The sequence below is a fragment of the Shewanella sp. W3-18-1 genome, assembly GCF_000015185.1.
Classification (GTDB): domain Bacteria; phylum Pseudomonadota; class Gammaproteobacteria; order Enterobacterales; family Shewanellaceae; genus Shewanella; species Shewanella putrefaciens.
Map to the genome: position 1 here is coordinate 1,969,180 of NC_008750.1, position 26,279 is coordinate 1,995,458.

Consider the following 26,279-nt stretch of genomic DNA (forward strand, 5'->3'; position numbering starts at 1 on the left):
GATGCGCATTATCCTATTGGGCGCCCCAGGTGCCGGTAAAGGTACCCAAGCCCAGTTCATTATGGAACAGTATGGTATCCCACAAATTTCTACTGGCGATATGTTACGTGCCGCCGTTAAAGCCGGTACTCCGCTGGGTTTAGAAGCGAAAAAAGTGATGGATGCAGGCCAACTGGTTTCTGATGATCTGATCATTGGACTGGTGAAAGAGCGTATCGCACAGGACGACTGTGCTAAAGGTTTTCTGTTAGACGGTTTCCCACGCACTATCCCACAAGCGGATGCGATGGCGGCAAACGGTATTAGCATTGATCACGTGATTGAAATCGATGTGCCCGACGAAGAAATTGTTAAGCGCATGAGCGGTCGTCGCGTTCATCCTGGTTCTGGTCGTGTTTACCATGTGGTGTTTAATCCACCTAAAGTGGAAGGTAAAGACGATGTGACCGGTGAAGATTTAGCGATTCGTCCCGATGATGAAGAAGCGACAGTGCGTAAACGCCTCGCGATTTACCATGAGCAAACTAAACCGCTCGTTGAATACTACGGTAAAGTGGCAGCCGCAGGCCAAACGAAGTACAACAAATTTGATGGTACTCAGTCAGTTGCTGCGGTGAGTGAGCAGCTTGCCAGTGTACTTAAATAAGCCACATTAGCTAAATTCGAGAACAAGTTCTCATATTAAGAAAAAGCCTGCCTAAGCAGGCTTTTTTTATGTGTGACTGAATGTTAGCCTGCCGAGGTAATTGGCTGATAAAAGGTAACACATTGACTTCTCCCTCTCCTGCGTTTGGCGTGTTATTAGTAAATCTTGGTACGCCCGATGAACCTACTCCAAAAGCGGTTAAGCGGTTTCTCAAGCAGTTTTTAAGTGATCCTCGGGTCGTCGATCTCTCGCCTTGGCTGTGGCAACCGCTGTTAAATGGCATTATTCTCAATACGCGTCCTGCGAAAGTGGCCAAGTTATATCAGAGTATTTGGACAGATGAAGGCTCGCCCTTAATGGTGTTAAGCTCACGCCAAGCCCAAAAATTGGCGGTGGATTTAAGCGCGACCTTTAATCAAGATATTCCCGTTGAATTGGGGATGAGCTACGGTAATCCGTCGATTGATAGCGGTTTTGCGAGGCTTAAGGCACAAGGTGCTGAGCGGATTGTAGTCTTACCTCTTTATCCGCAATATTCTTGCTCGACGGTAGCAAGCGTGTTTGATGCTGTTGCCAGTTATCTTAAAACCGTGCGCGATATGCCGGAACTTCGTTTTAATAAACACTATTTTGACCATGAAGCTTATATCGCAGCACTTGCCCACAGTGTCAAACGCCATTGGAAAACCTATGGTCAAGCGGACAAATTACTGCTTTCGTTCCACGGCATTCCACTACGTTATGTGAAAGAGGGCGATCCATACCGCGAACAATGTCTTGTGACAGCGAAACTTTTGGCACAAAAGCTTGAGTTGAATGAAGCACAATGGCAGGTTTGTTTTCAATCGCGCTTTGGTCGTGAAGAATGGCTTACCCCCTATGCTGATGAATTGCTTGCTAAGTTACCTTCACAGGGCATTAAAAGTGTTGATGTCATTTGTCCCGCTTTTGCAACCGATTGCCTAGAAACCCTAGAAGAGATTTCTATTGGTGGCAAAGAAACCTTCTTACATGCGGGTGGTGAAACATATCGTTTTATTCCCTGCCTTAATGATGATGAGATGCATATAGAATTATTAAGGCAATTAGTCCAAGAACAGGCACATTCTTGGAATTATCCCTAAGCGCTGAAAATGCAGGACTAAGGCTGTTTAAGGAGTTAAAGGAGGCGAACTACATTTTTAAGTAAACATTGCGAAGCATTGTTGATCCCCCTAGTTTCATGCTGATTTTATGGTAGAATCTGCGCCCTTCCGGCTAAGGAGTGGATTTTTGGTCTCTCTAGCCTAGACTCATTATTTTTAGGACTCTGGCGAGTTTATCTCGTCATAACGCCAATTAGCATGGATGCCAGGAAAGAGAACCACTATGAAGTTTCCCGGTCAGCGCAAATCGAAACATTATTTTCCAGTAAAAACCCGAGATCCGTTGCTTGAACAGCTGACTCAACAACCTCAACCGTTTGCGACTTATATCAGCGGTATCGATCAAACCTTAGTGGATATCGAAGCGAAAGTAGAAGATGAATTGCTTAGCAGATATGGCTTACCCAAAGGTAATTCAACCCTCATAAATGATGAACAGGCCCACAGACTTTACACAGAGTTAAAAATTCATGGCCTGATCAGCGATGAATTTGCTGGTGGCACTATCGGTAATACAGTGCACAATTATTCCATTTTGGCCGATGACCGTTCAGTGTTATTTGGGGTGATGAGCCAAAATATCGAAGTGGGTAGTTATGCCTATCGTTACCTTTGCAACACATCCTCAAAAGTTGATCTTAACTATCTGCAACCCGTCGATGGACCTATTGGCCGTTGTTTTACGTTAATTTCTGATTGTGGTGAACGCACTTTTGCCATCAGCAAAGGTGCAATGGATAAACTTACTCCAGAGTTTATCGATAAAGATGTCGTGCAGGGCAGTTCGGCTTTAGTGCTAACGGCATACTTAATGCGTGCCAGTGGCGGCGATCGAATTACCGATGCGGCTATGTGCGCTATTGAATATGCCAAAGCTGCTGATGTGCCCGTGGTATTAACATTAGGTACACGTTTTTTGATTGAAGAAGATCCCCTCTGGTGGCAGAACTTTATTAAAGAACATGTCACCATTCTGGCGATGAATGAGGATGAAGGTGAAGCCTTAACGGGGTCGCGCGACCCTCTGCTTGCCAGTGAAAAAGCGCTAGAGTGGTGTGATATGGTACTCACCACTGCGGGGCCAATCGGCCTTTATACCGCAGGTTACACTGAGGATTCTGAAAAGCGTGAAACGACCCATACTTTACTGCCGGGTGCTATCCCTGAATTTAATCGCTATGAATTCTCCCGCCCCAAATTAAAAAGTGACTGTGAAACACCCATCAAAGTGTATGCCCATATTTCACCCTATATGGGCGGCCCTGAAAAAATCGGCAACACTAATGGTGCGGGTGATGGCGCATTATCGGCGTTATTGCACGATTTAGCGGCCAATACTTTCCATAAAACCAATGTGCCAGGCTCGAGTAAACATAAGCGCGATGGTTTGTGTTATTCCTCATTCTCGCAAATTTGTAAATATGCTAACCGTGTCGCCTATGAAGTGCTTGCACAGCATAGCCCGCGTTTATCCCGTGGCTTGCCTGAACGGGAAGACAGCTTAGAAGAATCCTATTGGGAAAGATAAGCTATCGCTTCTTGGCTTATCTCAAGCTCACGATTTAATGCAAGCGCAATAACAGCCTATTGTTATTGCGCTTGTTTTTAGCACCTTATATCAATAATTAACTCAAGCAGCATGATTTTTTGCTACAGGCAGTTGCAAATAAATGTTACCGTTAGTTTTGTTCTATTTGACCCAAATTACAGCGATTATTTAAGGTGGAATTTTCGGTGAAAGCGCAAATCTTAAGAGAAATGAAGGTGCTCAAGGCGATTGAGCCAGAGTTTGAAGTGCAACGTCGTGTCGCGTTTATCAAAACCACACTGAAAGAAGCGCGCAGTAAGGCACTCGTATTGGGGATCAGTGGTGGCGTTGACTCATCAACGGCGGGGCGTTTATGTCAGCTAGCCGTTGATAGCTTAAACAGTGAACAAGCCAATAGTGATTATCAGTTTATTGCGGTGCGCTTACCCTATCATATCCAAAAAGATGAACATGAAGCCCAGCTTGCTTGTCAGTTTATTCAACCTTCGAAGCTTGTCACTGTAAATGTGCATCAAGGTGTTGATGCTGTACATGGTGCTACATTAGCGGCTTTTGTCGAGGCTGGGTTGACGTTACCCGATGCGGCAAAGGTAGATTTTGTCAAAGGGAATGTTAAGGCCCGTATGCGCATGATCGCCCAATATGAACTTGCTGGACTTGTGGGCGGTTTAGTTGTTGGTACAGATCATAGTGCTGAAAATATCACGGGTTTTTACACTAAATGGGGTGACGGGGCCTGTGATTTAGCCCCATTATTTGGCTTGAACAAACGCCAAGTTCGCCAACTTGCAGCTTACCTTGGGGCACCAGAATCCTTAGTGTATAAAGCGCCGACGGCTGATCTTGAAGATAATCAACCACTGTTAGAAGATGAAGTTGCATTGGGCTTAACCTATGCCCAAATTGATGACTTTCTTGAAGGCAAAGAGGTTGATAAATCAGTTGAGACTAAGTTGATTAATATCTACAAAGCCACCCAACATAAGCGTCAGCCTATTGCGACTATCTATGACTGATTTCTCTTGCTCGTTATGATTGCGCTAAGCACCCAGATGGTATGATCTAGGGTGCTTTTTTATGACTGATTAGAAGGTTCTCTTGTCAGCAATACCAATCACATTAAATATCTAATCAGTTCAGAGCCTCACAGGCATCTCAATCCAAGGCGCATTGACGCAGAAATGGTCATTCCCTTTTAAGTCAATGCAACAGCGGAGTGGGGGGCCTGTGTGGCTCCCGCTGAATGAACAGATATTTAATACGATTGGTATAACTGTTGACGAGTCAGTTCAATTAGTGCATTGGGATATTGGCGATAGTCCAAATAGGGCGTGAGTAAACAATGTGTTATTGCTGGTGTCACATAGGGAATAGTTACTATCGAGTCGATCCGTTTATGTTGAAGATCGACTGGTCGAGTGGGCCGTGTAATTTCTTTATGGGTGATACCTAAATTGGCCGCTGCAACATGCCCACAAATAAGGTGAATACTGGCATTAGGCACAAGTGTTTTACCGCCGATAATGAGCATTTCCTGTTGTTTGAGCAATATATGATCACGGTAGGTACGCCAGTCAGCATCGGTTACGCAAATTTTTGCCATGATAGTGAATATCTTACGCCAATGATTACCATTTAGTGTGGTAAGTGATGTGATTGCATCAACTTGAGCATAGTGCCAGTCATCTGGAATGATTGGCGCAGTGGGCAGATAGAAAGCAAACTTAGCGTGAGGGTTTCCTATGATCATCGTGGTTTATATCAGGTCAGTAGAAAAATAGGTGGTTGATCTTAACCTGACTTTGCCCAACCCCGTTAATGTCATATACGATAGATATGTCATCTTAACTAAGTGACTTAACATAAGTGACTTAACATAAGTGACTTAACATGGGGATTAGGACATAAACGTCTACGGCTACATACCAAAAATCTGTTATTCAGACCAGAAACTAAGCAGTTAATCAAAGAGATGTCACTAAGCACTTGCACAGGCGCGAGGCAATTGCTAAAGTCACGCTCACTTAAGGTTACCCCAGCAATAGCGCCTTAGGTCAATTGTGTTAGCATTTTTATAGAATAAAAATCTATCACTGAAAAATTCGGTATGTAGCGCAGCCCGGTAGCGCACTGTCATGGGGTGTCAGGGGTCGGAGGTTCGAATCCTCTCATACCGACCAAATTCCTCTTTATATAAGAGTAAAAAAGCCTATAAACCTAACAGTTTATAGGCTTTTTTGTTTGTATTGATATTTACATTGATAAATGAGTTTTTGATTTGCAAGGCAAAATTAAATGTTAAGTCACCCCTTAATACGATTGGTATAAGATTAGGCATTTATATTCTGCTTTTAAGGAACTCGACTGCTTTTTGGGCTCGGCGCGACAAGGGCCATTCTGCGCGGTGAATAAGCCAAATGGTATCAACCACTTGGATGCCACATTCCACTACATAAATATCTTCTTGCCGCTCAAAAGCTTTACGTGCATATCTTGGTATAACGGTAAAGCCTAAGCCTCTAGCAACAGGTTCAAGAATAAGGCTAATTTGATTGGTAAACCCTTTGCAGGGGAGTTCTTGAATATTGGGACAACCAGGATACTTTCGGGTCAGTAACCTCATGGCCATGGCTTCACCGTCAGGATGAGAGATAAAGCCTAACCGTTGTAAGTCCTGCCATGTGTTAATTTTATGGCCGGCAGGTACGACTAACTCTAAAGGTTCTTCGGTAAAGTAAGTACTGAAAATCCGAGGATCGGAGGGCTTTAACGTCACCATACCAATTTCATGCTGATTGGCTAGAACGGATGTTAGGATTTCGTTATCTGGTGCAAAGCGGTGTCGTATATTTAAGGCGGGAAAAGCAGTTTGTAACTCCAATAACAATGGGAAAAGTGTTAAGCCTATGCTTCCTGGTGTGATAAGACTGATATCACCGACGTCGGTGTCATCTTTGATCAGTTTTTGTCGTAATCGTTTTTCCGCGCATTCTACTTCTTTTACATAGGTGAGTAAATTTTCGCCTATTGGCGTTATTTCAAGCTGGCGCGTTCGTCGTAAAAATAAGGTGCCATATTCTTCTTCTAAGCGACTGATATGCTGGCTGACTGCCGCTTGGGTTATACCAATGGCTTCTGCCGTGCGGGTAAAATTACCTTTTTCGACTAAAACGGCAAATGTGTGTAACCATTGTGGATTTATCATAATGAAATCTTATCAAACCTATAATCTAAGAGTGCTTTTAATTATGGCATGATGGGATTAGGCTGTCGTCATTGATTCTGAACATTCGACGGATACAGGAAATTAAATACCCATGGCTGATCTATTTTCATCATTTAAACTTAAAGATATCACCCTTAAAAACCGAATAGTTGTTGCTCCTATGTGCCAATATCAAGCCAAAGAAGGGCTTCCCAATGAGTGGCATCAAGTGCATTACACTAGCCTTGCTAGAGGTGGTGCAGGGCTTGTCATCGTTGAGGCAACCGCAGTGTCCCCTGAAGGACGTATTACTCCCCGTTGTCTTGGACTTTGGAACGATGAGCAAGCTGCTGGTTTAGCTAAAGTCGCGAATGCAATTAAAAGTGCTGGTGCTGTAGCAGGGATCCAAATTGGTCATGCTGGACGTAAGGCGAGTGCCAACATTCCTTGGGAAGGGGATGACCATATTGCCAATGGTGAGGCTGAAGCGTGGCAACCTATTTCACCGTCTCCAGTGGCTTTTGGGGCTAACTTATCAAAAGTGCCCACAGAGATGACCGTTGAAGATATTGAGCGCGTTAAAGTCGATTTTGTGACGGCAGCTAAGCGCGCCTTAGCCGCTGGTTTTGAATGGTTAGAATTGCATTTTGCCCATGGTTACCTAGCACAAAGCTTTTTTTCAACCTATGCCAACCAGCGTTCAGATCAATATGGTGGTAGTGCTGAAGGGCGTGGACGATTCCTATTAGAAACGATTAAAGCCGTAAGAGAGATTTGGCCACAACATCTGCCCTTAACGGCACGTTTCGGAGTGATTGAATTTGATGACAAAGATGAGCAAACCTTATCAGAATCAATTGAATTGGTTAAACAGTTCAAGCAGATAGGTTTGGATATGCTAAATGTGAGCATTTGTTTTTCGACCCCAACAGCCAATATTCCATGGCGTCCTGCATTGTTAGCGCCTATTGCAGCGCGGGTGCGTAAGGAGGTGGGATTCCCTGTTGCGACTTCCTGGGGGATGGATGATCCACATCAAGCCAATGCGGCAATTGAAAATGAGCAAATGGATTTAGTGATGATAGGCAAGGCGTTTTTAGCTAATCCGCATTGGCCTTATCAAGCGGCACAAATATTAAAGATAGACCGTCCATCTTGGGTGCTACCATCCTCCTATGCCCATTGGTTGGAGCGCTATTCAACGGTTAAGGTTGGCTGAGCGACTGGTTATTTCAATCTTGATGCTTTATCACTAAAAAGCCCTAAGCCATTGCTGGATTAGGGCTTTTTATTTATTGTTTAATTAATGATTATAGAGACGTCTACCTTCTCGCATAACTTCAATTAACTCGGGTGCGCTGATTTTTTTACGCAGTCGATGCTGAAAATTTTCATCATATATCCGGTATTTACCATGTCTGTCAATCACTGTGATTTCTGACTGTTGGTAAATCGCAAAAATGCGGCTATCACCAATATAAATCCAAGTCTCTTTGCTAGGTTCTAATAGACTACGTCCTGCACTATAGTCGGTCGTGTTATTCGTACAGCCTAACACATGGGTCATTAGGGTCGGCACGAGACCATAGTGGCTTGTGCGATATTTAACCTTAGCTTCACTTGCATTAGGCCAGTGGATCACTAAGGGCACTTTAATACTTTCTGGTGATAAATTGCGCATGGCCTCATCACTATTACTGGTAAACATCTTGCCGTTTACACCTGTAATAATCACTAAAGTATCATTTTTCACATCGGTTAGGATGGCTTGTAGCTGTTTATCAATAAAATACAGTGATTGACGATATTGATTAAAGAGTACTTTTTGCGCCGGTGTTAAGTTGGGATTGGCCTTTATCGTTTCAACACCTAAAAAGCCTACGGGGGTATCAAAATTCTCAGGGGCTTTTAGATTGACTAAGGCAAACCAAGGTTTATTTTGTATGCCGTGCCATTCTTTGAAACTGGCGACGGTATGTAAGTCAGCATCGGCACTGCCATTCGCTTCTTTGGCTATCACAGTATTAAAATCATTAAACATAGCTTGGGCTGAGCGTAGATTTAAGTTAGTTTCAGGGATAAAAAGGCCTAACTGATAACCCGCCTGTTGGAAGCTTCTAGTGATTATCGGGCTCGTACTATTAAAAACTCTGGCATCACCATAGCTGCCCTGAATGCCATAAAGGAGCGAGAACATGCCCGTTCTAAACTGATTTCCGCCACTGTAGTGTTCTGTAAACGACTGGTTCTTTTCCATGTACTGATATAAAAATGGCATAGTCTTAGGGTCAACCATGTCTGCACGTAAGCTGTCGATGGCGACCATCAATACGTTGGTTTGTGTGTCAGCTTGACATAGCAAGGGCTGTGTTGGATAGCTGAGCACTCGTACTCCGTCATTGTTCTGGGATGAACCATCGATGCCGTGACTTTCCATAAAGGAGCGAGCGGTTGCTGGATAAGACAAAGGATAAGCTTCATCGAAACGGGTTATTTCGGTGATATCGGCAGCATCGGCCCAAATGTGGATTAAGTGGCTACTAATAAAACAGATGCCTACAAAGCCAATAACCTTATTGCCTAAATTCAGTTTTTGGAGCTTATCTATGCGTTTCCACAAAAAATTGGCAAGGGTGAGCTCGATGGTGATAATGGCCAGTGGGGTGACAATGTAAGATGTGCCATGGAGTAGTGCATTGAGATCTGCCCATGCTAAATCAAAGGCAAATGGGCTTAAATGTATACCATAATCGGCATAAACAATGGTGTCATATAATAAGATACACAGGCTTAATGTCGCGATTATTGCCGCTAAGCCTCTCAATATCTTTGAATAAGGTAATATTAAGGTCAGTGGGAATAGGCAGATCAAGTAAGCAATAAAAGCAAGAAAACTGAACTGGCCAATTGTGCTTACAGTGAGATAAATCCAGCCATACCAAGTTTCTGGATAACCGACGCTACTCAGATATCGGGTACCTATAATCATAGCTAATAAGCCATTGAAGAAGGCAAACCAATGTCCCCAGTTGATGAGCCGTGAAACGCGATCGCGGCTCATTTGCTTTTTACGCTCGACCATAGTGATCCGCTTATTCCTAAAAGACGTTGTATCTTATTTTTTGGCGATTATAACCCAACTAACTTAATTGGATTTGACCGATTGTGCGAGTGCTTTCGCAAATTGCTCAGCTACCGCTTGGCGTGATTCGCTAGGTACTTTACGCTCTAACAAATAGGTGACGCAATTGCCGAGCGCCATCAGGCTTAGATCAGTAGGGGCTTTATGTTTTTCTAACACAGCCAATACTTCGGCGATTAATGATTCAACTTGTGTGTTTGAGTATTTGGATTGGATTGCCATAATCAAAAAATGTTTCACTTTGGAATGGATTAGCGGCATATAATAGCGGATTTATCCCAGTATCACTATCAGGGCTTATGAGTATTAACATCGAACAAGCAATTATTCACGAGATTTCCCAGGACAGTCAGGGGCAGTTGCGTTGCCGTTTACGTCCTCAACCCCTGCTGAACGGACAAGCGGTCGAGGTGATGCTGGACGAATTGCACCAAACCTATACCAGTAAAGCGGGGAAGGGATTTGGCTATTTTGGCATTCACGGTGATGATGGCGAAGCCAATCCTGCCTTTGCCAATGCATTAACACAGTACCGTGCTGGCGAGTTAGGTTTTGTGGAGTTTTCAGGTCAAGCCAGTAAATTGTTGCAGGAAGAATTGGCGAAATATGATTTCAGTCAAGGTGGATTCCTGCTGATGTCTTGCTACACCAGCATCACCAGCGATTATCTGTTTGTGGCACTCTTGAGCGCAAAATCTTCCATGACAGTATTGGATGATATGGAGCTTTCACAAAACAACCACTTAGATTTAAACAATATTCAGCTTGCTGCCCGTATTGATTTGAGCGAATGGCAGGCGGATAAAGATTCTCGTAAGTATATTTCCTTTATCCGCGGCCGCGCGGGGCGTAAAGTTGCCGACTTCTTCCTCGATTTTATGGGCTGTGTCGAAGGGGTAAACACTAAAGCGCAAAACAAGACACTGATGAATGCGGTTGAAGATTTTGTTGCTAGTAGCGATCTCACTAAAGATGAGCGTCAGCAGTGCCGTAATAAAGTGTTTGAATATTGCAGTGAGCGTTTTGACGAAGGTGCAGATATCGAAATCAAAGATTTGGCCGATGAGTTAGCCGATCAAGGTATGGACTCCTTCTACGATTTCGCCCGTGGTGGCAGTTATGATCTCGACGAAGAGTTTCCAGCCGATAAATCGACTCTGCGCCAATTGAAGAAATTTTCAGGCACTGGCGGTGGCGTGACCTTAAGTTTTGATGGCGGTCATTTAGGTCAACGTGTGATCTATGATCCGATTTCAGACACGATTTTAATCAAAGGCGTGCCAGCAAACTTAAAGGATCAACTCGACCGTCGTTTAAAAGGCGAATAGCCTAGATTAATATCTTGTTTTAAAAATAGGCCGAGAATCATTATTCTCGGCCTATTTGCTTTTTTGATTAAACGATTTTTTTAACCAATTTATTGCGCACTTCGTCCAAAAGGAACTGGACGCGGCGTATCTTTATTCGATGGGGGTAGTATAGGTAAGGTAATCTGTGGTTGATCACCCGTTAAAGAGTCAAGGAAGGCGACCATCTCTTTCACTTCTTTATCTGATAATTTTTGTCCTAGCTGGATATCGGCCATGGTATTTACCGCTTCTTCCAAGGTCCATACGCTACCATCATGGAAGTAGGGATAGGTGAGTTCAATATTACGTAATGTAGGTACTTTAAATACAAATTTATCCCCCTCTTTGCCAGTAACGCCCTTACGACCTTCAGCAGGATTGTTTGTGTGGAACGGCTTGATAAGTCCCATCTTCATAAACATGGTTCCACCGACTGCAGGACCATTATGGCAACTGACACAACCCTTATCTTTAAACAGTTGATAACCCGCTTTGGCATCTGCGCTAATCGCCTCTTGCTTGCCTAAGAGGTATTGATCGAAGGGACTGTTGGGAGTTACTAAGGTTTTTTCAAAGGCGGCAATAGCATCGGTTAAACGGTCAATGCTGACGGTTTCATCGCCATAGACTTTAGCGAAACGCGCTCGATAAGCAGGCATAGAGGCAATCGTTTCAGTTGCAAGTTCATGGGTAAAGCCCATTTCTTTTGGGTTGGCAATCGGGCCAGCAGCTTGCTCTTTTAAATCACTTGCGCGGCCGTCCCAAAATTGAGCCAGCATAAAATCAGCATTAAGCACTGTGGGCGAATTAATAGGACCTTCTTGCCAGTGGTGCCCGATTGACGTTGGTAGTGCATCAACCCCGCCAGTCGATAAATTATGACATGAGTTACAAGAGATAAACCCAGACTTTGATAATCGTGGTTCGAAGAATAGCATTTTACCTAATTCGACTTTTTCTGGCTCAGTGATCTTAGCCGCGGCGATCACCTCAATGGGCTCTGCACTGGTGGCATGGGCGCTGGCAAACATACCTGCGATGAAAATAGCGATAGATGTGAGTTTAGTCATCTTGTTTCTCCCTATATAACCTTGGTTTTTGTATGGTTTACGGGGGGATACTAACGCTTAATTTTACAGAGTGATAACGCCTTGTTTCGATTGGGTCTATCGCTGTTACGGATTAAGTTTTTGTGATCTAATACGCTGTTTTTGCTTCATTTATTAGATAGGGTTTATGTCGCACCGGTTAGGTTTTTGGTTGCTAATCGACAAATTAGATGTTGTATTTCTGTGAGCGATGAATATCTCCAGCCATGTGCTGTCATTTTGCCACGCTAGCTGTGATTCAACAGATAACCGCTATTTTTATAATCAATACCATCACTTCATTTTAGCTTGTTTGCTCAAAATGACCTGTAGTACCGATTCATTTGTCGCGACTGAGGGCAGAATTGATTAGAATCCCATTTCGTGGATGGATTTAACGCCATTCAATCTAGCATGTTTGGCCATTGCTAAGTGGTGCTACCGGATACAAAGGTGGACTGTTTTTCCGCCGAGGAGAGAAAATGCAACTGTTTGTAAAAGAATTAACTGTGATCGATTTTTCCTACCTTTGCCCTAAGCGTGGCATGGTGGGGGAAAGTTGGATTGTTGATGTACTGCTTGAAGGTGGTCTCGACGAGCAAAATATGGTGCTCGATTTTGCGAAGGTAAAACGTACGATTAAGCAAACGATAGATGCGGTGGCCGATCATCGTTTACTTGTGCCCACTGCGTGCAGCCATGTGCGATGGCAGCAGCAGGGCGATAGAGTATGGATGGATTTTGATAGCGCATTGGGTGAAATCCATTTAGCTTGCCCGTCACAGGCGTTTGCCTTAGTGCCAACAGAACAAATTGATATTCAAAGTGTGAATACCTTTTTACAAAAAGCCCTACGGGAAAGTTTACCTGCCAATGTTGAAGCTATTACGTTGACCCTAAGGCACGAGGTACTCAATTCGCCCTACTATCATTACAGCCATGGTTTACGTAAACATGACGGTAATTGCCAACGTATTGCCCATGGGCATCGTAGTCCTGTGAATGTCTTCGAAAATGGCGTTCCTGCACCTAAGTGGGATGAATATTGGGCTAAGCGTTGGCATGATATTTACTTGGGTAGTGAAGAAGATGTAGTTTCCGTCAACACCTTAAACCTATCACCACAAACCCGTATTTCTAATCGTAGCCACTATGGATTTCACTATCAGGCTCCTCAAGGCGATTTTCAGTTGGCAATGCCAAAAGAATGTTGTGATCTGATCCCCCATGACACTACGGTTGAATTGTTAGCCGATTATATGGCAACCACATTGGCGGCTAAAGTGCCCACTAGCCAGTTTACTGTGGTGGCCTATGAGGGCGTTGGTAAGGGGGCCATAGTGACTAAAGGTGTATCCACCTAGTTTAAACACTAGGGTTTGCTGTCGTATTTAATCAACCTAATAAGGATTTTTGTGAAGATGTTTCATTACCTGAAACCACGCAGTCTAGGTCAGTCTTGTGTTGCTTTTCAGCGATTGATTTACCTGCAAAGCATACCAAAGGTCGTAAATGGCATTATTTTTTCAGCATTAAGCATGCTCGTTATGATGACAAATGCGAATGCTCAGGTGAGTTTTGAGGGCAAATTTGAACAGGGCGCGCTTATTCGAGGACAAGTGCCCGCAGGCACTCAAGTCAGTTTAAATGGCGAAGCGTTAAGAGTGACTCCGAACGGTCACTTTGCCTTCGGTTTTGAGCGTGATGCAGAACTTAATCAACAGTTAACATTAGTCTATCCCGATGGTTTAACCGAGGTTAAGCCTTTGACTATTGCTCAGCGGGAATATGATATCCAAAGTGTTAAAGGTATTAGTCATAAAATTATGAAACCTGATCCTGCTGCGCAGGAAAGAGCAGCTAAAGATACAGCACAGGTAAAAGCGGCGCGAGCGACATTTAGTGAACAGACTGCTTTTTTGCAGGAGTTTATTTGGCCGCTGACAGGGCGCATTTCAGGCGTTTATGGTAGCCAACGAATTTATAACGATGTACCCGGTAACCCTCACTTTGGTGTCGATGTGGCAGCAAAAACCGGTACTGTTGTTGTGGCTCCTGCTGATGGTGTGGTAAGCCTATCTGTTCCCGATATGTTTTATTCCGGTGGGACTATGGTGATCGACCATGGTTATGGTGTGAGCTCGAGTTTTCTGCATTTGAGTAAGCTCTATGTCCAAGCGGGTGAAACTGTAAAACAAGGCCAAGCTGTGGCCGAAGTCGGAGCCACGGGACGCGCAAATGGTCCACATTTAGATTGGCGTTTGAATTGGTATCAAATGCGCCTCGATCCCACCACGATAGTCCCGCCTATGGCAACAGTGTTAGCAAATGAGAAAGCAAAGAAATCGGCTAAAAAGGATTAAATTCAATACTTAAATGGTGCAGTACTGCACCATTTTTATCCAATTGACTGTTAATTTTTAGTCAATTGGATTTTCAGATCTCGTTTCAACGGATGAGTGTAAAAGAATTATTTTAACAGTGGATGATCTGCAGGTAACTGACGGGTAATCCACAAAATCAATTTATGTTTCATATTGGGTCCATCCTCTTTGTCTTTTGCTAAGGGTTGAATAAGATTATCGGTAACGAGGAGTCGATAGATGCATTCCACTTTGTCCTTGGGAGAGACCCCCCGTTCAAAATCATCAAATCCGCGTTTTTTGGCATAACCGATACCAATTTCTAGGGCAAACTTTAGCAATTGCACATCGTTTTTATGGGACTTCATATTCTGTTTCCTGTGCTTCAATGAATAGACGATTGAATCTCGATAGTGCGCAGTTTGATAAATAGATGCACCGTTTCCTACTTTATGGTCAGCGCACTCGCTTGAGCATATTCATTTTGCTCGCTAGCAATAACGGTTTTTATCCCATGTGGATGTAGCTTGATGCAAATATCTCCTTGCTTAAAGGCGATGGTCGGATTAGCTAAGCGTTCCCTATCGCCCTTAGGTGAACTCATTTTCAGCTTAATTGCCCCCTTTGACGCCTCAATTTCCCCTGATAATAGCGAGCTGAGAATAGGGCTGATTGCTTGAAGATCTTGGCTCAAGGTTTCACAGTCCTGTGCGTTTGAGGGAATAACGAGCTCAATATGTTCCCAACCTTCCTGTGGATAGTGCTTATCGCTAGGATAGGGCAGTTCAACACAGGGAATAGAAAACGTACCTAGGGTGAGTGGTGAATTCAATTCGATGATCAATATAGGCCGACCGTTGATTTGATTATCAGAGATAACAGTACCCAGTTGACTAAAGTCATGGCGAAGGGCATCGGCACTTGCAATGGAATTAACCCTGAGTGCCACATGATCACATTCAAGATTTTTGTCTGCTAAACCTAATGTGGCGAGTAAATGTAAAATTTTGGCTTCAAATGCAGGCCAGCTTTTTATGAGATCATCATAACGGAGGCTGGCGATGCGAGTTGCAGTATTGGGAGTCAAGTTGAGTTCCTTTGAGTGTGACATTAGGGCTCCTGTGGCAACACTATATGACGAGCAAATAAAAACGCCCATTGTATTGGGCGTTAGCTATATATCCCCAAACAACCTGAAGATGCAGAATTCAGCGGACTGATGTTAACGGCATGGAAACGCACTTTCGGCGCTCTGAAACTCGTATATTCTATATGATCAAATTTAAGGCCAAATCTCAATCGGCGTACCTTCATCAACGGCTTTCCATAGTTCATCCATTTCAGCATTGGTGAGGGCGATACAGCCGTTAGTCCAATTAAACTGTTGTGCTTGTGCTGGCGATAATGGTGATTTGGGATCTTGACCATGGATCATGATCATTCCACCCGGTTTGATACCTAGGGCTTTAGCTCTTAGCTTATCTTCTTCATTGGGGTAGGAAATGTGAATTGATTTGTAGTAGGCACTGTCAGGTTTTTTGTAGTCAAGAATATAGCGTCCTTGTGGAGTACGTTGATCACCTTCTTTAAGTTTATGTCCAGCAGGTAAATCTCCCATCGCAATCCGATACTGTTTTAGTACTTTGCCATCACGTAGTAAGGCCATATTGGACTCAGATTTAGTGATAACGACAAGATCAACTTTACCTATGCTCGATGAGGCATACACATGGGGAGAAACAAGGACTGCAATTGCCACAGTCATGGATGTCAGTGTCGAAAGTAGGTTAATGCGCATATCTTCCTCGAAAAAGTGACTCAAATGTTGGTCTTTTTCGCGCATCATACCGCAAATTTCTTGTGCTGTGAGTAGATAATTTTGAGCTGTGTGTGATTGCGTGTCAGACTCTGACTATCTGGAGAGAGTTATTAGTGTGTTACATCTGATATTTCAAGGAAGTTTTTGCCCCTATGTCTGAATCATTACCTGAAAAAATCGACAGCGAAACCCCATTAAAACGCCAATTACGGACGATTATTTTTGGAACTGATACGCCTGCAGGACGTTACTTTGATATTGCTTTGATGATTTGTATTGCGTTGAGTGTCGGGTTGGTATTCCTTGATACGGTTGAAACTGTTCATCGGGATTATGGAGATCTCATTCTATTCTTGGAATGGGGCTTTACTATTATTTTCACTATTGAGTATGGGCTAAGGTTGTACTGCGCAACTCATCCAGTGTTATATGCACGTAGTTTTTATGGCCTTGTGGATTTACTCTCCATACTCCCAACTTATTTATCGCTCTTTATCCCAGGTGCAAACTTGACTCTCGTGATCAGAGTATTGCGTCTCTTTAGAATTTTTCGTGTACTTAAGCTATTGCGTTATTTAAGCGAAGGGAATGTACTGCTAAGGGCGATGATACAGTCTAGTCGTAAAGTGTTTTTATTTTTCTTTTCGGTTAGCTTGATCATTATGGTGCTTGGCGCAGTGATGTATGTAGTCGAAGGACCCGAAAATGGCTTTAGCTCTATCCCTAAATCTGTGTATTGGACCATAGTGACACTTACAACGGTAGGTTATGGCGATATCACGCCCAAAACAGGATTGGGCCAAGCGATAGCGGCGTTTACTATGCTATTGGGATATTCGATTATTGCTATTCCTACGGGGATTTTGACGGCTGAAATATCCCAAGAGGTTGAGCGCCATCGAGATTTACGCTCCTGTAACCAGTGCCATAAGTCAGGCCATGATCTTGATGCAATGTATTGTAGCCGTTGTGGTTGTGAGCTTGATTTGCTTGACTCTTCAACGGCAAAGAACGCAACTTAATATGGTCGCTAAATATTTTTATTCTGCAGGTGCACCTCAGCTATGACACAGGCAAAGTTCGTTGAAGGCCCGATTCTTAGGCATATTTTAGTCATGAGTTCGACTGCTGCGGTGGGGATTTCAGCCCTATTTGTGGTTGATTTAATCGATATCTTTTTCCTAAGTTTGCTTGGTGAACATGAGCTTGCTGCTGCGGTCGGTTATGCGGGCAGTATTTCATTTTTTACCACATCCATCGGGATAGGTTTATCCATTGCCCTCGGTGCGTTAGTTTCGCGTTCCATCGGTGCTAAGGATGTGTTACTGGCGAAGCGATTATTGCTTAATAGTGCCGTTGTCACGACCCTTATAAGTGTATTAGTTAGCGTAGTCGTCACCCTCTTTATTCCTGAACTCGTCGCTCTTGTTGGGGCGAATGGTTATACGGCCGAGCTTGCTGAAAGTTATTTGTATATCCTTGTGCCCTCACTGCCTTTTATATGTCTTGCAATGGCACTTGGTGGCGCGCTTCGGGCCGTGGGTGATGCTAAGTTGTCAATGATGTCGACCTTAGCGGGCGGTGGCGTCAATGCGGTACTGGATCCGATTTTTATCTTCCTGTTTGCGATGGGAATTGAAGGCGCTGCGCTGGCATCTGTGTTGGCACGTATCGCAGTGTTTATCATTGCGGGCAGAGGCGTGGTGGTAAAACATCAGCTCTTAGGTCAATTTGATTTATCCCATTTTATGGCCGATCTTAGGCCTATATTTGCCATTGCAGGCCCAGCGATGATGACAAATATTGCCACGCCTATTGGTAATGCTTTTGTAACCCGAGCGATAGCCGATTTTGGCGATGCCTATGTGGCAGGGTGGGCCGTATTAGGCCGACTTGTTCCCGTTGCATTTGGGATGATTTTTGCCTTATCTGGAGCCATTGGTCCCATTGTTGGGCAAAATTTTGGCGCAGGACAATTCGAGCGAGTGCGTGAGAGCCTGACGAAGGCTATTCAGTTTTGTACTTTGTATGTACTTTCCGTGTCTCTGTTATTATTTCTTTTGAAATCCCAAGTCGTTAGCGTGTTTGACATGAAGGGAGATAGCGCAGAGTTAATCGAGTTTTTCTGCAGTTATATTGCTGTTTTTTTTACCTTCTCAGGTGTTTTATTTGTGGCAAATGCTTCATTTAATAATCTTGGTAAAGCAAAATACTCAACGCTATTTAATGTAGGCAAGGCGACTTTAGGCACAATTCCCTTTGTTTATTTTGGGGCGCTTTGGGGCGGCGTATATGGTGTGTTGATTGGCCAAGTTATCGGTTCTATTTTATTTGGGGTTTTAGGTGTGCTGGTGGCCTACCGTTTAGTCGACAAAGTAGCTGCCCAAGCTAAGGCTGGCGTTTTACCTGTAAACGCCGAGGCGATTAGTACGCCCTTAAACTCTGAACAAGTATTACTTACTGATGAGGACGAGATTGCCAATTGTGTCGCTGAGAACTTACCGAGTGCCACAAACCCTTTGTCTTCTTCCCATGTACAAATGGGACAAATGACTGAAGAACAGGAATGCCAGTCCATATTAACGAGTGACGATGTTAACAAACCGGATAAAGTAGAAGGGACCAAGGATAACCGAACCAAATCTAAAGTGGGTGAGTGATACCTTTGACGAATCGTTTCGTTATCATCTGGAAAACTATCCCTAAAATAAAACGCCACAATCAATGTGGCGTTTTATTTGTGATCTTGAGTGATTATTTTGCGTTAGAGTCGCAGTCAGCTTCTGCAACTTGGCTACTAGCGGATACATCAAGCGCCTCGAGTCGTGCACGTTCAGCTTTAGAGATGTAACCTGATTTGGCAGGTGAGCCGATAGTCACTGGGTCGACTTTATTCAGTCTAGCCTTGGCACGTTTTGCTATTTTCTTGATGATCTTTTGTTTCTTGTTCATGACGTCTCTAATTTCGTTGCGTACCCGCTATACGCAGGAACATGAGGCCAAGGGCTCAATTGAGGGCGGATTCTAACTCAATCCAAGCGAACTGACTATATTTTGCTGTATTTTGTCGAAAAGAAGCACAACTTTTTGTGGCACAATTTCGAGAGATTCTTAGCATATAAATGTGACTCAAATAGGAGACCGCGTGGGGGAACAGATAATGGATATTTTGCTAGACATGCTGTCAGTACGGATCAAAAGCCATTATGTTGCTCCGCATTTTTGACACTAATACCATTTTAATGACTTATATACTGAGCTGAGGATAAGTTGTGTTACTTAGTAAAATCACTTTTTTTGAACGTTTTGAGCAAGATATTTTAAGTGGTGCTAAAACGATAACCCTGCGCGATGAAACAGAATCCCATGTAGTTGCGGGGCAAATTTTGCCTGTTTCAACCTTCGAAACTGATCGTTGGTTCTGTGATATCCAGATTATTGATGTCATGCCAGTGAAGTTAACTGAGCTCACCGACGTTCATGCCGAGCAAGAGAATATGACGCTGCCACAGCTTCGCAGTGTGATAGCCGAGATTTATCCCGGACTTGAACAATTGTATATGATTAGCTTTGTGGTGTTGTAAATTCAATTTATTGATAAATAGAAAGAAAATAGTGAAATAAAAAAGGCTGTCATGCAGCCTTTTCACAGTTTTTGATTAGATTAAACCGTCCATGGCAATAGCTTTTGAGCCAGTCTGTTAGACTCACCTAAACGAATTGCGGCGTGGTGACGCATTCGATAAAAGGCTTGATAGCACAAGGGGACTAAGTACAAGCTAGTCACGGTCGAGAACGATAAACCACCGATAATAGCAATTGCCATGGGGTAGTATGGCGGGCCACCACCGCCGATTTGGGTTTCGCCCAACGCCAGTGGCAGTAAACCCAGTACCGTTGTACCAACCGTCATTAACACTGGGCGTAAACGCGTGATGCAAACCTCGCGTATTGTGTCGGAAAGTTTATCGAGATCTGGCGTCATTTGGTTGATTTGATCAACCAGTACTATACCGTTGTTCACCACGATACCCATTAAAATCAAGATCCCAATCATTGCCATGACCGAATTGGGAGTACCCGTTAAGAATAGCGCCCAAAATACGCCAGTTATCGAAAATAGGATTGAGGTGATAATGGCCGCAGGTAAAAGCAAAGATTCAAATAGCGCCGCCATCACAATATAAATCATCGCCACGGCGAGTAACATATTAATAGCCATGACACTTTGGTCTTCATCTTGACGCTCGAATCCACCACGCAGTGAGTAGTTATATCCATCAGGGAAATGGATATTTTCCATTACTTGCTTGATTTTTGTTTGCGCCTCTTCCGTGGTCATCTCCTCTAGGTTAGCGCCAATCGACAATGAGGTTTGACGATTGTAATGCCGAATAGTATCGAAACGTGGTTGGATTTCGATTTTCGCTAAGTTATCTAAGGTGTAAACCCTTTGGTCTATGCGTACTATGGGCAACTGTTTAAGTTTCTCTAAGGATTTTTGCCATTCCTTTTCATAGGCCATTTCAATACGGAGCTCGCCATTGGGATCGTGGCGGAATGATCGCAGTGGAGAACCTCGAAGCGCCATAGAAATACTCGATGCTACTTCATTGAGCTTTAAATCTAACCGCGCCGCCATTTGCCTATCGATACGGATCACCACTTCTTGCTGCGCACCGTTAAGCTCGGAGCGAACATCTTGCAATCCTTTAATATTGGAGAGCAAAGGGAGCACTTGTTCACTTAAGTGAATAAGTTCAGTGGTTGAGCGACCTGTGAGTGTGACTCGAACGCCGGAGTTATCATTGCCCCAGCCAAATTGTGGCTTGGCGATGGAATATTTAGGGAAGCCACTGCGGATTTTCTTTTTTAACTCATCAAGTGGTATAGGTAAGTCTTTTTTTAACAGAATGACCGATGAGCCATCGTCAGAGGCATAGTAGCTATAGACAGAATCTATATGGAATTCTTCTTTATTTTTATAAAGATATTCTTCCATTTGATTCACCATGGCTTCTGTGACATTAAGGTTATGGCGACCTTCCACCTGATAATTGATATAAATTCGCTCTTTGCTTTGGCTATCTTCTTGGTCCTGCTTAACCATGGAGAGTGGTAGCGCAGTCGAGGTGAGAATTGCCACAGCGATCATGCCTGACCGCCAAGGTCTGAGTAACACCCAGTTAAGGCTCTTGTTATAGAAGCGTTGTAAATTACCCGTCTCTTTTTTGGTCGGGATGTCGAAGTGGAGCTTAGTGAGCAGCAAAGGGATTAAGGTCTTGGCAACCAGCAATGATGCTGCGAGGGAAATACAAATGGCAATGGCAACATGCTCGAGAAAAATGGTGATCTCGACCTTTACCCCAAAGATATTGGGTAAAAAGACAATGGCGGTGGTCATTGTGCCTGCTAATACAGCCAGAGAGACCTTATCGACCCCCGTCATCACTGACTCTTCATTGTCTTTAGGGTGTTTACCTTGTTTCTCCTGGAGCACGCTCTCTGTTACCACAACGGCGTTATCAATGAGCATACCAATGGCAAGCAATAACCCCATCATAGACAGAATATTCAAGCTGTAGCCGAGCAAATACATGGCAGCGAGTGTCATGCCGATTGAAATAGGCACAGACGACACGACAACTAAGGTCATTTTTAAATTACGCAGGAACAAATACAGCACTATAAAGGACAACAGTGCACCGATTAATCCAGAAAGTAGCAAATCCATTAATGAGGATTTTACTCCAGAGGCTTGATCTTCCATGATAAAAAGGCGAATACCTTGGAATTGTTGGTCTTGTTTCGCTTGATCGATCACTTTGAGCACACGCTCAGACACATCGACTAGATTAGCGCCTGATTCTTTAAATACATCTAAACCTACGGCATAGTGTTTATCTAAATGCCGGCCTTGTACACGTTCGGGTAAGGCAAACTGTACATCGGCGATATCGCCAAGGGTGAGTCCGGGGATCAGTACCAGTGCATTAATATCTTCAAGGTTTCTAAATTCTCCCTTAGGTGACACTTGATAAACGATATTGCTGGCCCTGAGCGTACCTGCGCTAATCACAAAGTTCTCTCTGTTTAAACGCTCCTGTAAATCGGTTGCCGAAATGCCACTGGCTGCCAGACGATCGGCGTTGATACGCACTTCAATTTGTTTTTGTTCAACGCCATAAAGATTGACCTTAGACACACCTTCAACTCGCTCAAGTGGTCGCTTGAGTTGTTTATCAAGTAGATCGAACGCGCCAGAGAGTTCTCGCTCACTCGATATACGAATGGTTAGTACTGGCATATCAGCAGTAGAGAACTGACGAATAAAAACACGCTCAACATCCTTGGGGAGTAAGTGCCTTACCGCATCAATTTTTTCCCGCGCTTCTAAGCTCTTAGTGGCAACGTTTTCGCCCCACTTCATGTTGATTTCGATTTCGGCGCCTTCTTGGGAGGACTCTGATTCAAGCTCATCAATCCCCCCCATAGTAGCGAGTGATTCTTCCAAAATCTTCGTGATATCTCGCTCAACCTCCGCAGGTGTCGAGCCTTTGTAAGGCACTTCCACCACTATCTGTGGGATATCGATACCGGGGAACATTTCCAATGGTAATAGGCGACTAGATACTAGCCCAAAAAGCAAAATAGCAAAGAAAAACATGCTGGTAGTGACAGGGCGTTTAATGGCTAAACGAGTGAGGTTCATGGGCGAGCCTCCTCAACGCTGACATGTGAGTCCGTCACGGCATAGGTTTTCCGGTCGAATAGGGCGTAAAGCACTGGCAGCACAATTAAGGTCAGTAAAGTCGATAAACTCAGACCAAAGATCACTGTAATCGCCATTGGGGCACGCACCTCTGAACCATCACCTAAACCTAAGGCCATTGGTAGTAAACCAAGAGTGGTAGTGAGTGTGGTCATCATAATGGGACGTAGGCGTGATTTTGCCGCCACACTTATCGCATGAAGTCTTTGTACGCCTTCAGAACGTAATTGATTAATACGATCAACCAATACAATGGCGTTGTTGACCACAATACCTGCCAGCATAATAAGACCAATAAACACCACCACACTCAAATGAGTTTGGGTAAGGTAGAGCCCAAGAATACTGCCACCCAGTGCCATAGGTACTGCAAAGAGGATTAATAGGGGATGAAGCAGAGACTCAAATTGACTCGCCATCACTAAATACACTAAGAAAATGGCTAAGATAAGGGCAATTTTGAGGGATTGGAACGAGTGCTCCATTTCTTCATTTTGACCACCAAAGCGGGCTTGTACCGATGCAGGAAGTACTTGTTGTGACAAGATGTCCTGCGCTGTAGCCACTGCATCACTTAAATCACCGTAGGCAAGGTTTGCCGATACGAGTGCGACCCGTTGTTGGCTGATGCGGTTTATTGCTGAGGGGCCTAGTTGAAGTGATACTTCGGCCACTGCACTTAGTGCTATGGGATGACTGCTGTTTGGATTGATGATCAAGGCATCAATATCACTGATATTATCCCGTTCCGCGAGCTCGCTGCGCACCAGAATATCAATCTTACGGTCTCGCACTGTGTATTGGCTGGCAATGGTACCACCTACACGTTGGGCGATACGATTTGCAACCATAGGCGCATCCATGCCTAGCGCAGCTAAGCGAGCATGATCAAAGCGAATACTCAATTCGGGTTGACCATCACGCAGACTGGTATTGACGTCAGCAAAACGATCTGAAACTGCGAGGGCTTTAACCAGATTATCTGCACTGCGTTTGAGTAACTGTAAATCATAGCCTGTGAGTTCAATTTCAAGCGGCGTTTTAAAGCTAAATAACTCAGGTTGCTCGATTTTGGTCTCAAGCTCAGGAATACGGCGCGCGGTATCACGTAGCACTTGAGTGATGGCATTATAGGCACTGTGATCGTTAAGTACGACTTGTAAACGTCCCCAGTTCTCGCCACCACGGGCAGTATCTGAGGTCATTAAGCCGCCACTGCCCGCTTGACTATAGGCATGCTTGACTTCCGTTTTGTCTTTAATCGATAGCGCAAGTTGCTGCAATACCTTGTCCGTTTCACTGACTGCCGTTCCGGGGGGGAGTAGAATTTCCACATAAAACTCACCCTGATTCATGGGGGGGATCAATTCCATACCAAGGCGCGGTAACAAACTAATGCAAGCACCTGTGAGCGCAATGGTCAGTAACAGTGTTATTTTTTGTTGGCGTAGTGCCGAGGCTAATAGTGTGTGATACACCTTCTCAATACCGTGGTATATAAAATTAAAAGCCGAGCTTAGAGGCCGCATCACTAAACCGATTAGCCATGAGAATAAGCGGCCTAAAATTAGCACTAAGGTGAGCGCTGCACTTGGTAAGTAGCTAAAAATTAATAGAATAGGGAAGGAGAACACTGTCGCACTGTAGTGTTTTAGTTTGCCCATTTTGGTGGTGGGTTTGTTTTTCGGCTCAGTTTTTATTAATGCTGGCAAGGTGCTAAAGCCTTCCCGAGATGCCAACATTGGAATGGATGTTAAGGCGACCAATAGCGAGGCCAATAGTGCAAAAGTGACTGTTAAGGCTTGATCCGAGAATAATGCTCCGGCTATTCCATCAACAAACACCAATGGTATAAACACCGCCAATGTGGTGAGTGTTGAAGCAAAAATTGCACCGGCCACTTCTTTGGTGCCCGTTACTGCCGCGTCTAGCTTACTCATGCCTTCACTGCGGCAGCGGTCGATGTTTTCTAGTACAACAATGGCATTATCAACCAGTAACCCAATGGCGAGAGCGATCCCGCCTAATGACATAATGTTTAAGCTGATATCGGCGAAATACATCATGTTAAAGGTCGCGATAACAGAGAAGGGGATCGAGATAGAAATAATCAGTGTTGGTATAATATTGCGTAAAAAGAGGTAGATAACCAACATAGATAATACGCTGCCCATTAGGGCCGAAGAGGTGACTTCACTGACCGCACTTTCGATAAACTCAGATTGATCGTAAATCACCTCAAGTTTATTTTGCTTGGGGTCTTGATTGATTTTAGCCAGTTCATCGCGTAATTTTTTGGCAACGGCTACGGTATTGGCATCACCTTCTTTATAAATGGCTAATTCAATAGATTCTTGGCTACCAATGCGAGTGATATCGCTGCGCTCTTTATAGGCATCACTGATAGTTGCCACTTCAAACAGCCGTACTAAATTTTGTTCATCACGATAAACGATAACTTGGCCCAACTCTTCTAATGAATTGAATTGGTTAAGTGTTCGTACTAAGTATTCACGATCACCTTGGATTACCTTGCCCGCAGAGAGGTTAATATTTTCTTCGTTAATGCGACGTTTAATATCATCGGCATTAAGATTAAGTTGCGACAGTTTCTCTTGGTTGAGCAGAATGTGTACTTCCTGCTCTAGACCGCCAGATAAGCGTACCGCAGCCACTCCTGAAAGTGCTTCTAAGCGCCGTTTGAGCTCTTCATCGGCATAGGTACGCATTTGTTTAAGCTCGGCTTCAGAGACGTTTGGCACTGACAGTGCAAGGCGCATGATGGGGTCAAGATTTGGGTTAAAGCGCAGTAAGAGTGGTTTTTTAACATCGAGTGGTAGGGCAATAGTGTCGAGCTTTTCACGTACATCTAAACTTGCCATATCCATAGTGGTACCCCATTCAAATTCAAGCACAACGTCCGACATGCCTGAACGGGAAATAGAGCTAATTTTTCGTAGGCCCTTAACAACACCAACTGCTTCCTCAATAGGTTTGGAGACCAGCTGCTCTACTTCAACGGGCGCAGCACCATCATAGGTAGTGCGAATCGTGAGGGTTGGATAGCTTAAGTCAGGAAGTAATTTCACAGCCAAGCGAGAAAAACCGACCATTCCGAATAAGATTACTGCCAGCATAAACATCCATACTGTGACTGGCCGCTTAACCGAGGTGCTAATAATTGACATGAAAGACTCCTAT

General features: G+C 44.0%; 22 protein-coding genes and 1 tRNA gene. 12 read left to right on the plus strand and 11 right to left on the minus strand.

Features of this window, described 5'->3' with window-relative positions; all coding sequences use genetic code 11:
- The first annotated feature begins 1 nt into the window (after position 1).
- From adk to nadE, 4 genes are all read left to right on the plus strand, one after another.
- On the plus strand, positions 2-646 hold the full coding sequence (gene adk / locus SPUTW3181_RS08935; RefSeq protein WP_011789045.1) for an adenylate kinase: 645 nt from the start codon (positions 2-4) through the stop codon (positions 644-646).
- A gap of 80 nt (positions 647-726) precedes the next feature.
- Complete coding sequence (hemH, locus tag SPUTW3181_RS08940; protein WP_011789046.1) at positions 727-1,770, plus strand: ferrochelatase; 1,044 nt, start codon at positions 727-729, stop codon at positions 1,768-1,770.
- A gap of 244 nt (positions 1,771-2,014) precedes the next feature.
- Positions 2,015-3,319 carry an inosine/guanosine kinase gene (locus SPUTW3181_RS08945; RefSeq protein ID WP_011789047.1) on the plus strand — a complete coding sequence of 435 codons (1,305 nt, stop codon included), beginning with the start codon at positions 2,015-2,017 and terminating at the stop codon, positions 3,317-3,319.
- 206 nt (positions 3,320-3,525) lie between these two features.
- The gene (gene nadE / locus SPUTW3181_RS08950) at positions 3,526-4,356 is read left to right on the plus strand and encodes an ammonia-dependent NAD(+) synthetase (protein WP_011789048.1); all 831 of its coding nucleotides are present in this window, start codon (positions 3,526-3,528) and stop codon (positions 4,354-4,356) included.
- A gap of 239 nt (positions 4,357-4,595) precedes the next feature.
- On the opposite strand, the gene SPUTW3181_RS08955 is transcribed toward nadE, so the two are convergent.
- Positions 4,596-5,090, minus strand: a complete 495-nt coding sequence (locus SPUTW3181_RS08955) for a DUF6942 family protein (protein WP_011789049.1) — start codon at positions 5,088-5,090, stop codon at positions 4,596-4,598.
- 353 nt (positions 5,091-5,443) lie between these two features.
- Between SPUTW3181_RS08955 and SPUTW3181_RS08960 the strand changes: the two genes are divergently transcribed.
- Positions 5,444-5,520 (plus strand) — tRNA-Pro (locus SPUTW3181_RS08960).
- Positions 5,521-5,678: 158 nt separating this feature from the next.
- Here SPUTW3181_RS08960 and SPUTW3181_RS08965 read toward each other — a convergent pair.
- Positions 5,679-6,545, minus strand: coding sequence for a LysR family transcriptional regulator (locus tag SPUTW3181_RS08965; protein ID WP_011789050.1), 867 nt, complete (start codon positions 6,543-6,545; stop codon positions 5,679-5,681).
- Positions 6,546-6,657: 112 nt separating this feature from the next.
- Between SPUTW3181_RS08965 and SPUTW3181_RS08970 the strand changes: the two genes are divergently transcribed.
- Positions 6,658-7,764: an NADH:flavin oxidoreductase/NADH oxidase gene (locus SPUTW3181_RS08970; protein WP_011789051.1), complete on the plus strand. Its 1,107-nt coding sequence runs from the start codon at positions 6,658-6,660 to the stop codon at positions 7,762-7,764.
- Positions 7,765-7,848: 84 nt separating this feature from the next.
- On the opposite strand, the gene SPUTW3181_RS08975 is transcribed toward SPUTW3181_RS08970, so the two are convergent.
- Together SPUTW3181_RS08975 and SPUTW3181_RS08980 are read right to left on the minus strand one after the other, a co-directional pair.
- Positions 7,849-9,627, minus strand: coding sequence for a DUF3413 domain-containing protein (locus tag SPUTW3181_RS08975; RefSeq protein ID WP_011789052.1), 1,779 nt, complete (start codon positions 9,625-9,627; stop codon positions 7,849-7,851).
- Positions 9,628-9,690: 63 nt separating this feature from the next.
- Complete coding sequence (locus tag SPUTW3181_RS08980; RefSeq protein ID WP_011789053.1) at positions 9,691-9,909, minus strand: YejL family protein; 219 nt, start codon at positions 9,907-9,909, stop codon at positions 9,691-9,693.
- Positions 9,910-9,986: 77 nt separating this feature from the next.
- Between SPUTW3181_RS08980 and yejK the strand changes: the two genes are divergently transcribed.
- On the plus strand, positions 9,987-11,015 hold the full coding sequence (gene yejK / locus SPUTW3181_RS08985; protein WP_011789054.1) for a nucleoid-associated protein YejK: 1,029 nt from the start codon (positions 9,987-9,989) through the stop codon (positions 11,013-11,015).
- An 89-nt stretch (positions 11,016-11,104) separates the two neighbouring features.
- On the opposite strand, the gene SPUTW3181_RS08990 is transcribed toward yejK, so the two are convergent.
- Positions 11,105-12,106 (minus strand): cytochrome-c peroxidase, encoded by a 1,002-nt coding sequence (locus tag SPUTW3181_RS08990; RefSeq protein WP_011789055.1) that lies wholly within the window; start codon positions 12,104-12,106, stop codon positions 11,105-11,107.
- Positions 12,107-12,606: 500 nt separating this feature from the next.
- Between SPUTW3181_RS08990 and SPUTW3181_RS08995 the strand changes: the two genes are divergently transcribed.
- Positions 12,607-13,488: a 6-carboxytetrahydropterin synthase gene (locus tag SPUTW3181_RS08995; protein WP_011789056.1), complete on the plus strand. Its 882-nt coding sequence runs from the start codon at positions 12,607-12,609 to the stop codon at positions 13,486-13,488.
- A gap of 174 nt (positions 13,489-13,662) precedes the next feature.
- Positions 13,663-14,487 carry a M23 family metallopeptidase gene (locus SPUTW3181_RS09000; RefSeq protein WP_082785999.1) on the plus strand — a complete coding sequence of 275 codons (825 nt, stop codon included), beginning with the start codon at positions 13,663-13,665 and terminating at the stop codon, positions 14,485-14,487.
- 107 nt (positions 14,488-14,594) lie between these two features.
- On the opposite strand, the gene SPUTW3181_RS09005 is transcribed toward SPUTW3181_RS09000, so the two are convergent.
- The 3 genes from SPUTW3181_RS09005 to SPUTW3181_RS09015 all read right to left on the minus strand — a co-directional run bounded on the left by SPUTW3181_RS09005 (position 14,595) and on the right by SPUTW3181_RS09015 (position 16,285).
- Entirely contained in the window at positions 14,595-14,855 is a 261-nt protein-coding gene (locus tag SPUTW3181_RS09005; RefSeq protein WP_011789058.1) for a DUF5062 family protein, read from the minus strand.
- Between the two features lie 77 nt (positions 14,856-14,932).
- A complete protein-coding gene (locus tag SPUTW3181_RS09010) occupies positions 14,933-15,598 on the minus strand; it encodes a VOC family protein (RefSeq protein ID WP_011789059.1) in 666 nt (221 codons plus the stop codon).
- Between the two features lie 171 nt (positions 15,599-15,769).
- Positions 15,770-16,285, minus strand: coding sequence for a L,D-transpeptidase family protein (locus SPUTW3181_RS09015; RefSeq protein WP_011789060.1), 516 nt, complete (start codon positions 16,283-16,285; stop codon positions 15,770-15,772).
- 173 nt (positions 16,286-16,458) lie between these two features.
- On the opposite strand from SPUTW3181_RS09015, the gene SPUTW3181_RS09020 reads away from it, so the two are divergent.
- Positions 16,459-17,328, plus strand: coding sequence for an ion transporter (locus SPUTW3181_RS09020; protein ID WP_011789061.1), 870 nt, complete (start codon positions 16,459-16,461; stop codon positions 17,326-17,328).
- A 42-nt stretch (positions 17,329-17,370) separates the two neighbouring features.
- Positions 17,371-18,966: an MATE family efflux transporter gene (locus tag SPUTW3181_RS09025; protein ID WP_011789062.1), complete on the plus strand. Its 1,596-nt coding sequence runs from the start codon at positions 17,371-17,373 to the stop codon at positions 18,964-18,966.
- Positions 18,967-19,060: 94 nt separating this feature from the next.
- Here SPUTW3181_RS09025 and SPUTW3181_RS09030 read toward each other — a convergent pair whose 3' ends face one another.
- Positions 19,061-19,258, minus strand: coding sequence for a DUF2986 domain-containing protein (locus SPUTW3181_RS09030; RefSeq protein WP_011789063.1), 198 nt, complete (start codon positions 19,256-19,258; stop codon positions 19,061-19,063).
- A 320-nt stretch (positions 19,259-19,578) separates the two neighbouring features.
- Here SPUTW3181_RS09030 and yqfB point away from each other — a divergent pair, with 320 nt between their 5' ends.
- On the plus strand, positions 19,579-19,890 hold the full coding sequence (gene yqfB, locus SPUTW3181_RS09035) for a N(4)-acetylcytidine aminohydrolase (protein WP_011789064.1): 312 nt from the start codon (positions 19,579-19,581) through the stop codon (positions 19,888-19,890).
- Between the two features lie 80 nt (positions 19,891-19,970).
- Here the strand turns inward: yqfB and SPUTW3181_RS09040 are convergent, their stop codons facing one another.
- Positions 19,971-23,018 (minus strand): efflux RND transporter permease subunit, encoded by a 3,048-nt coding sequence (locus SPUTW3181_RS09040; RefSeq protein ID WP_011789065.1) that lies wholly within the window; start codon positions 23,016-23,018, stop codon positions 19,971-19,973.
- Positions 23,015-26,266, minus strand: a complete 3,252-nt coding sequence (locus tag SPUTW3181_RS09045) for an efflux RND transporter permease subunit (RefSeq protein ID WP_011789066.1) — start codon at positions 26,264-26,266, stop codon at positions 23,015-23,017. Before SPUTW3181_RS09045 ends, SPUTW3181_RS09040 begins: the two co-directional genes overlap by 4 nt.
- Between the last annotated feature and the right edge of the window lie 13 nt (positions 26,267-26,279).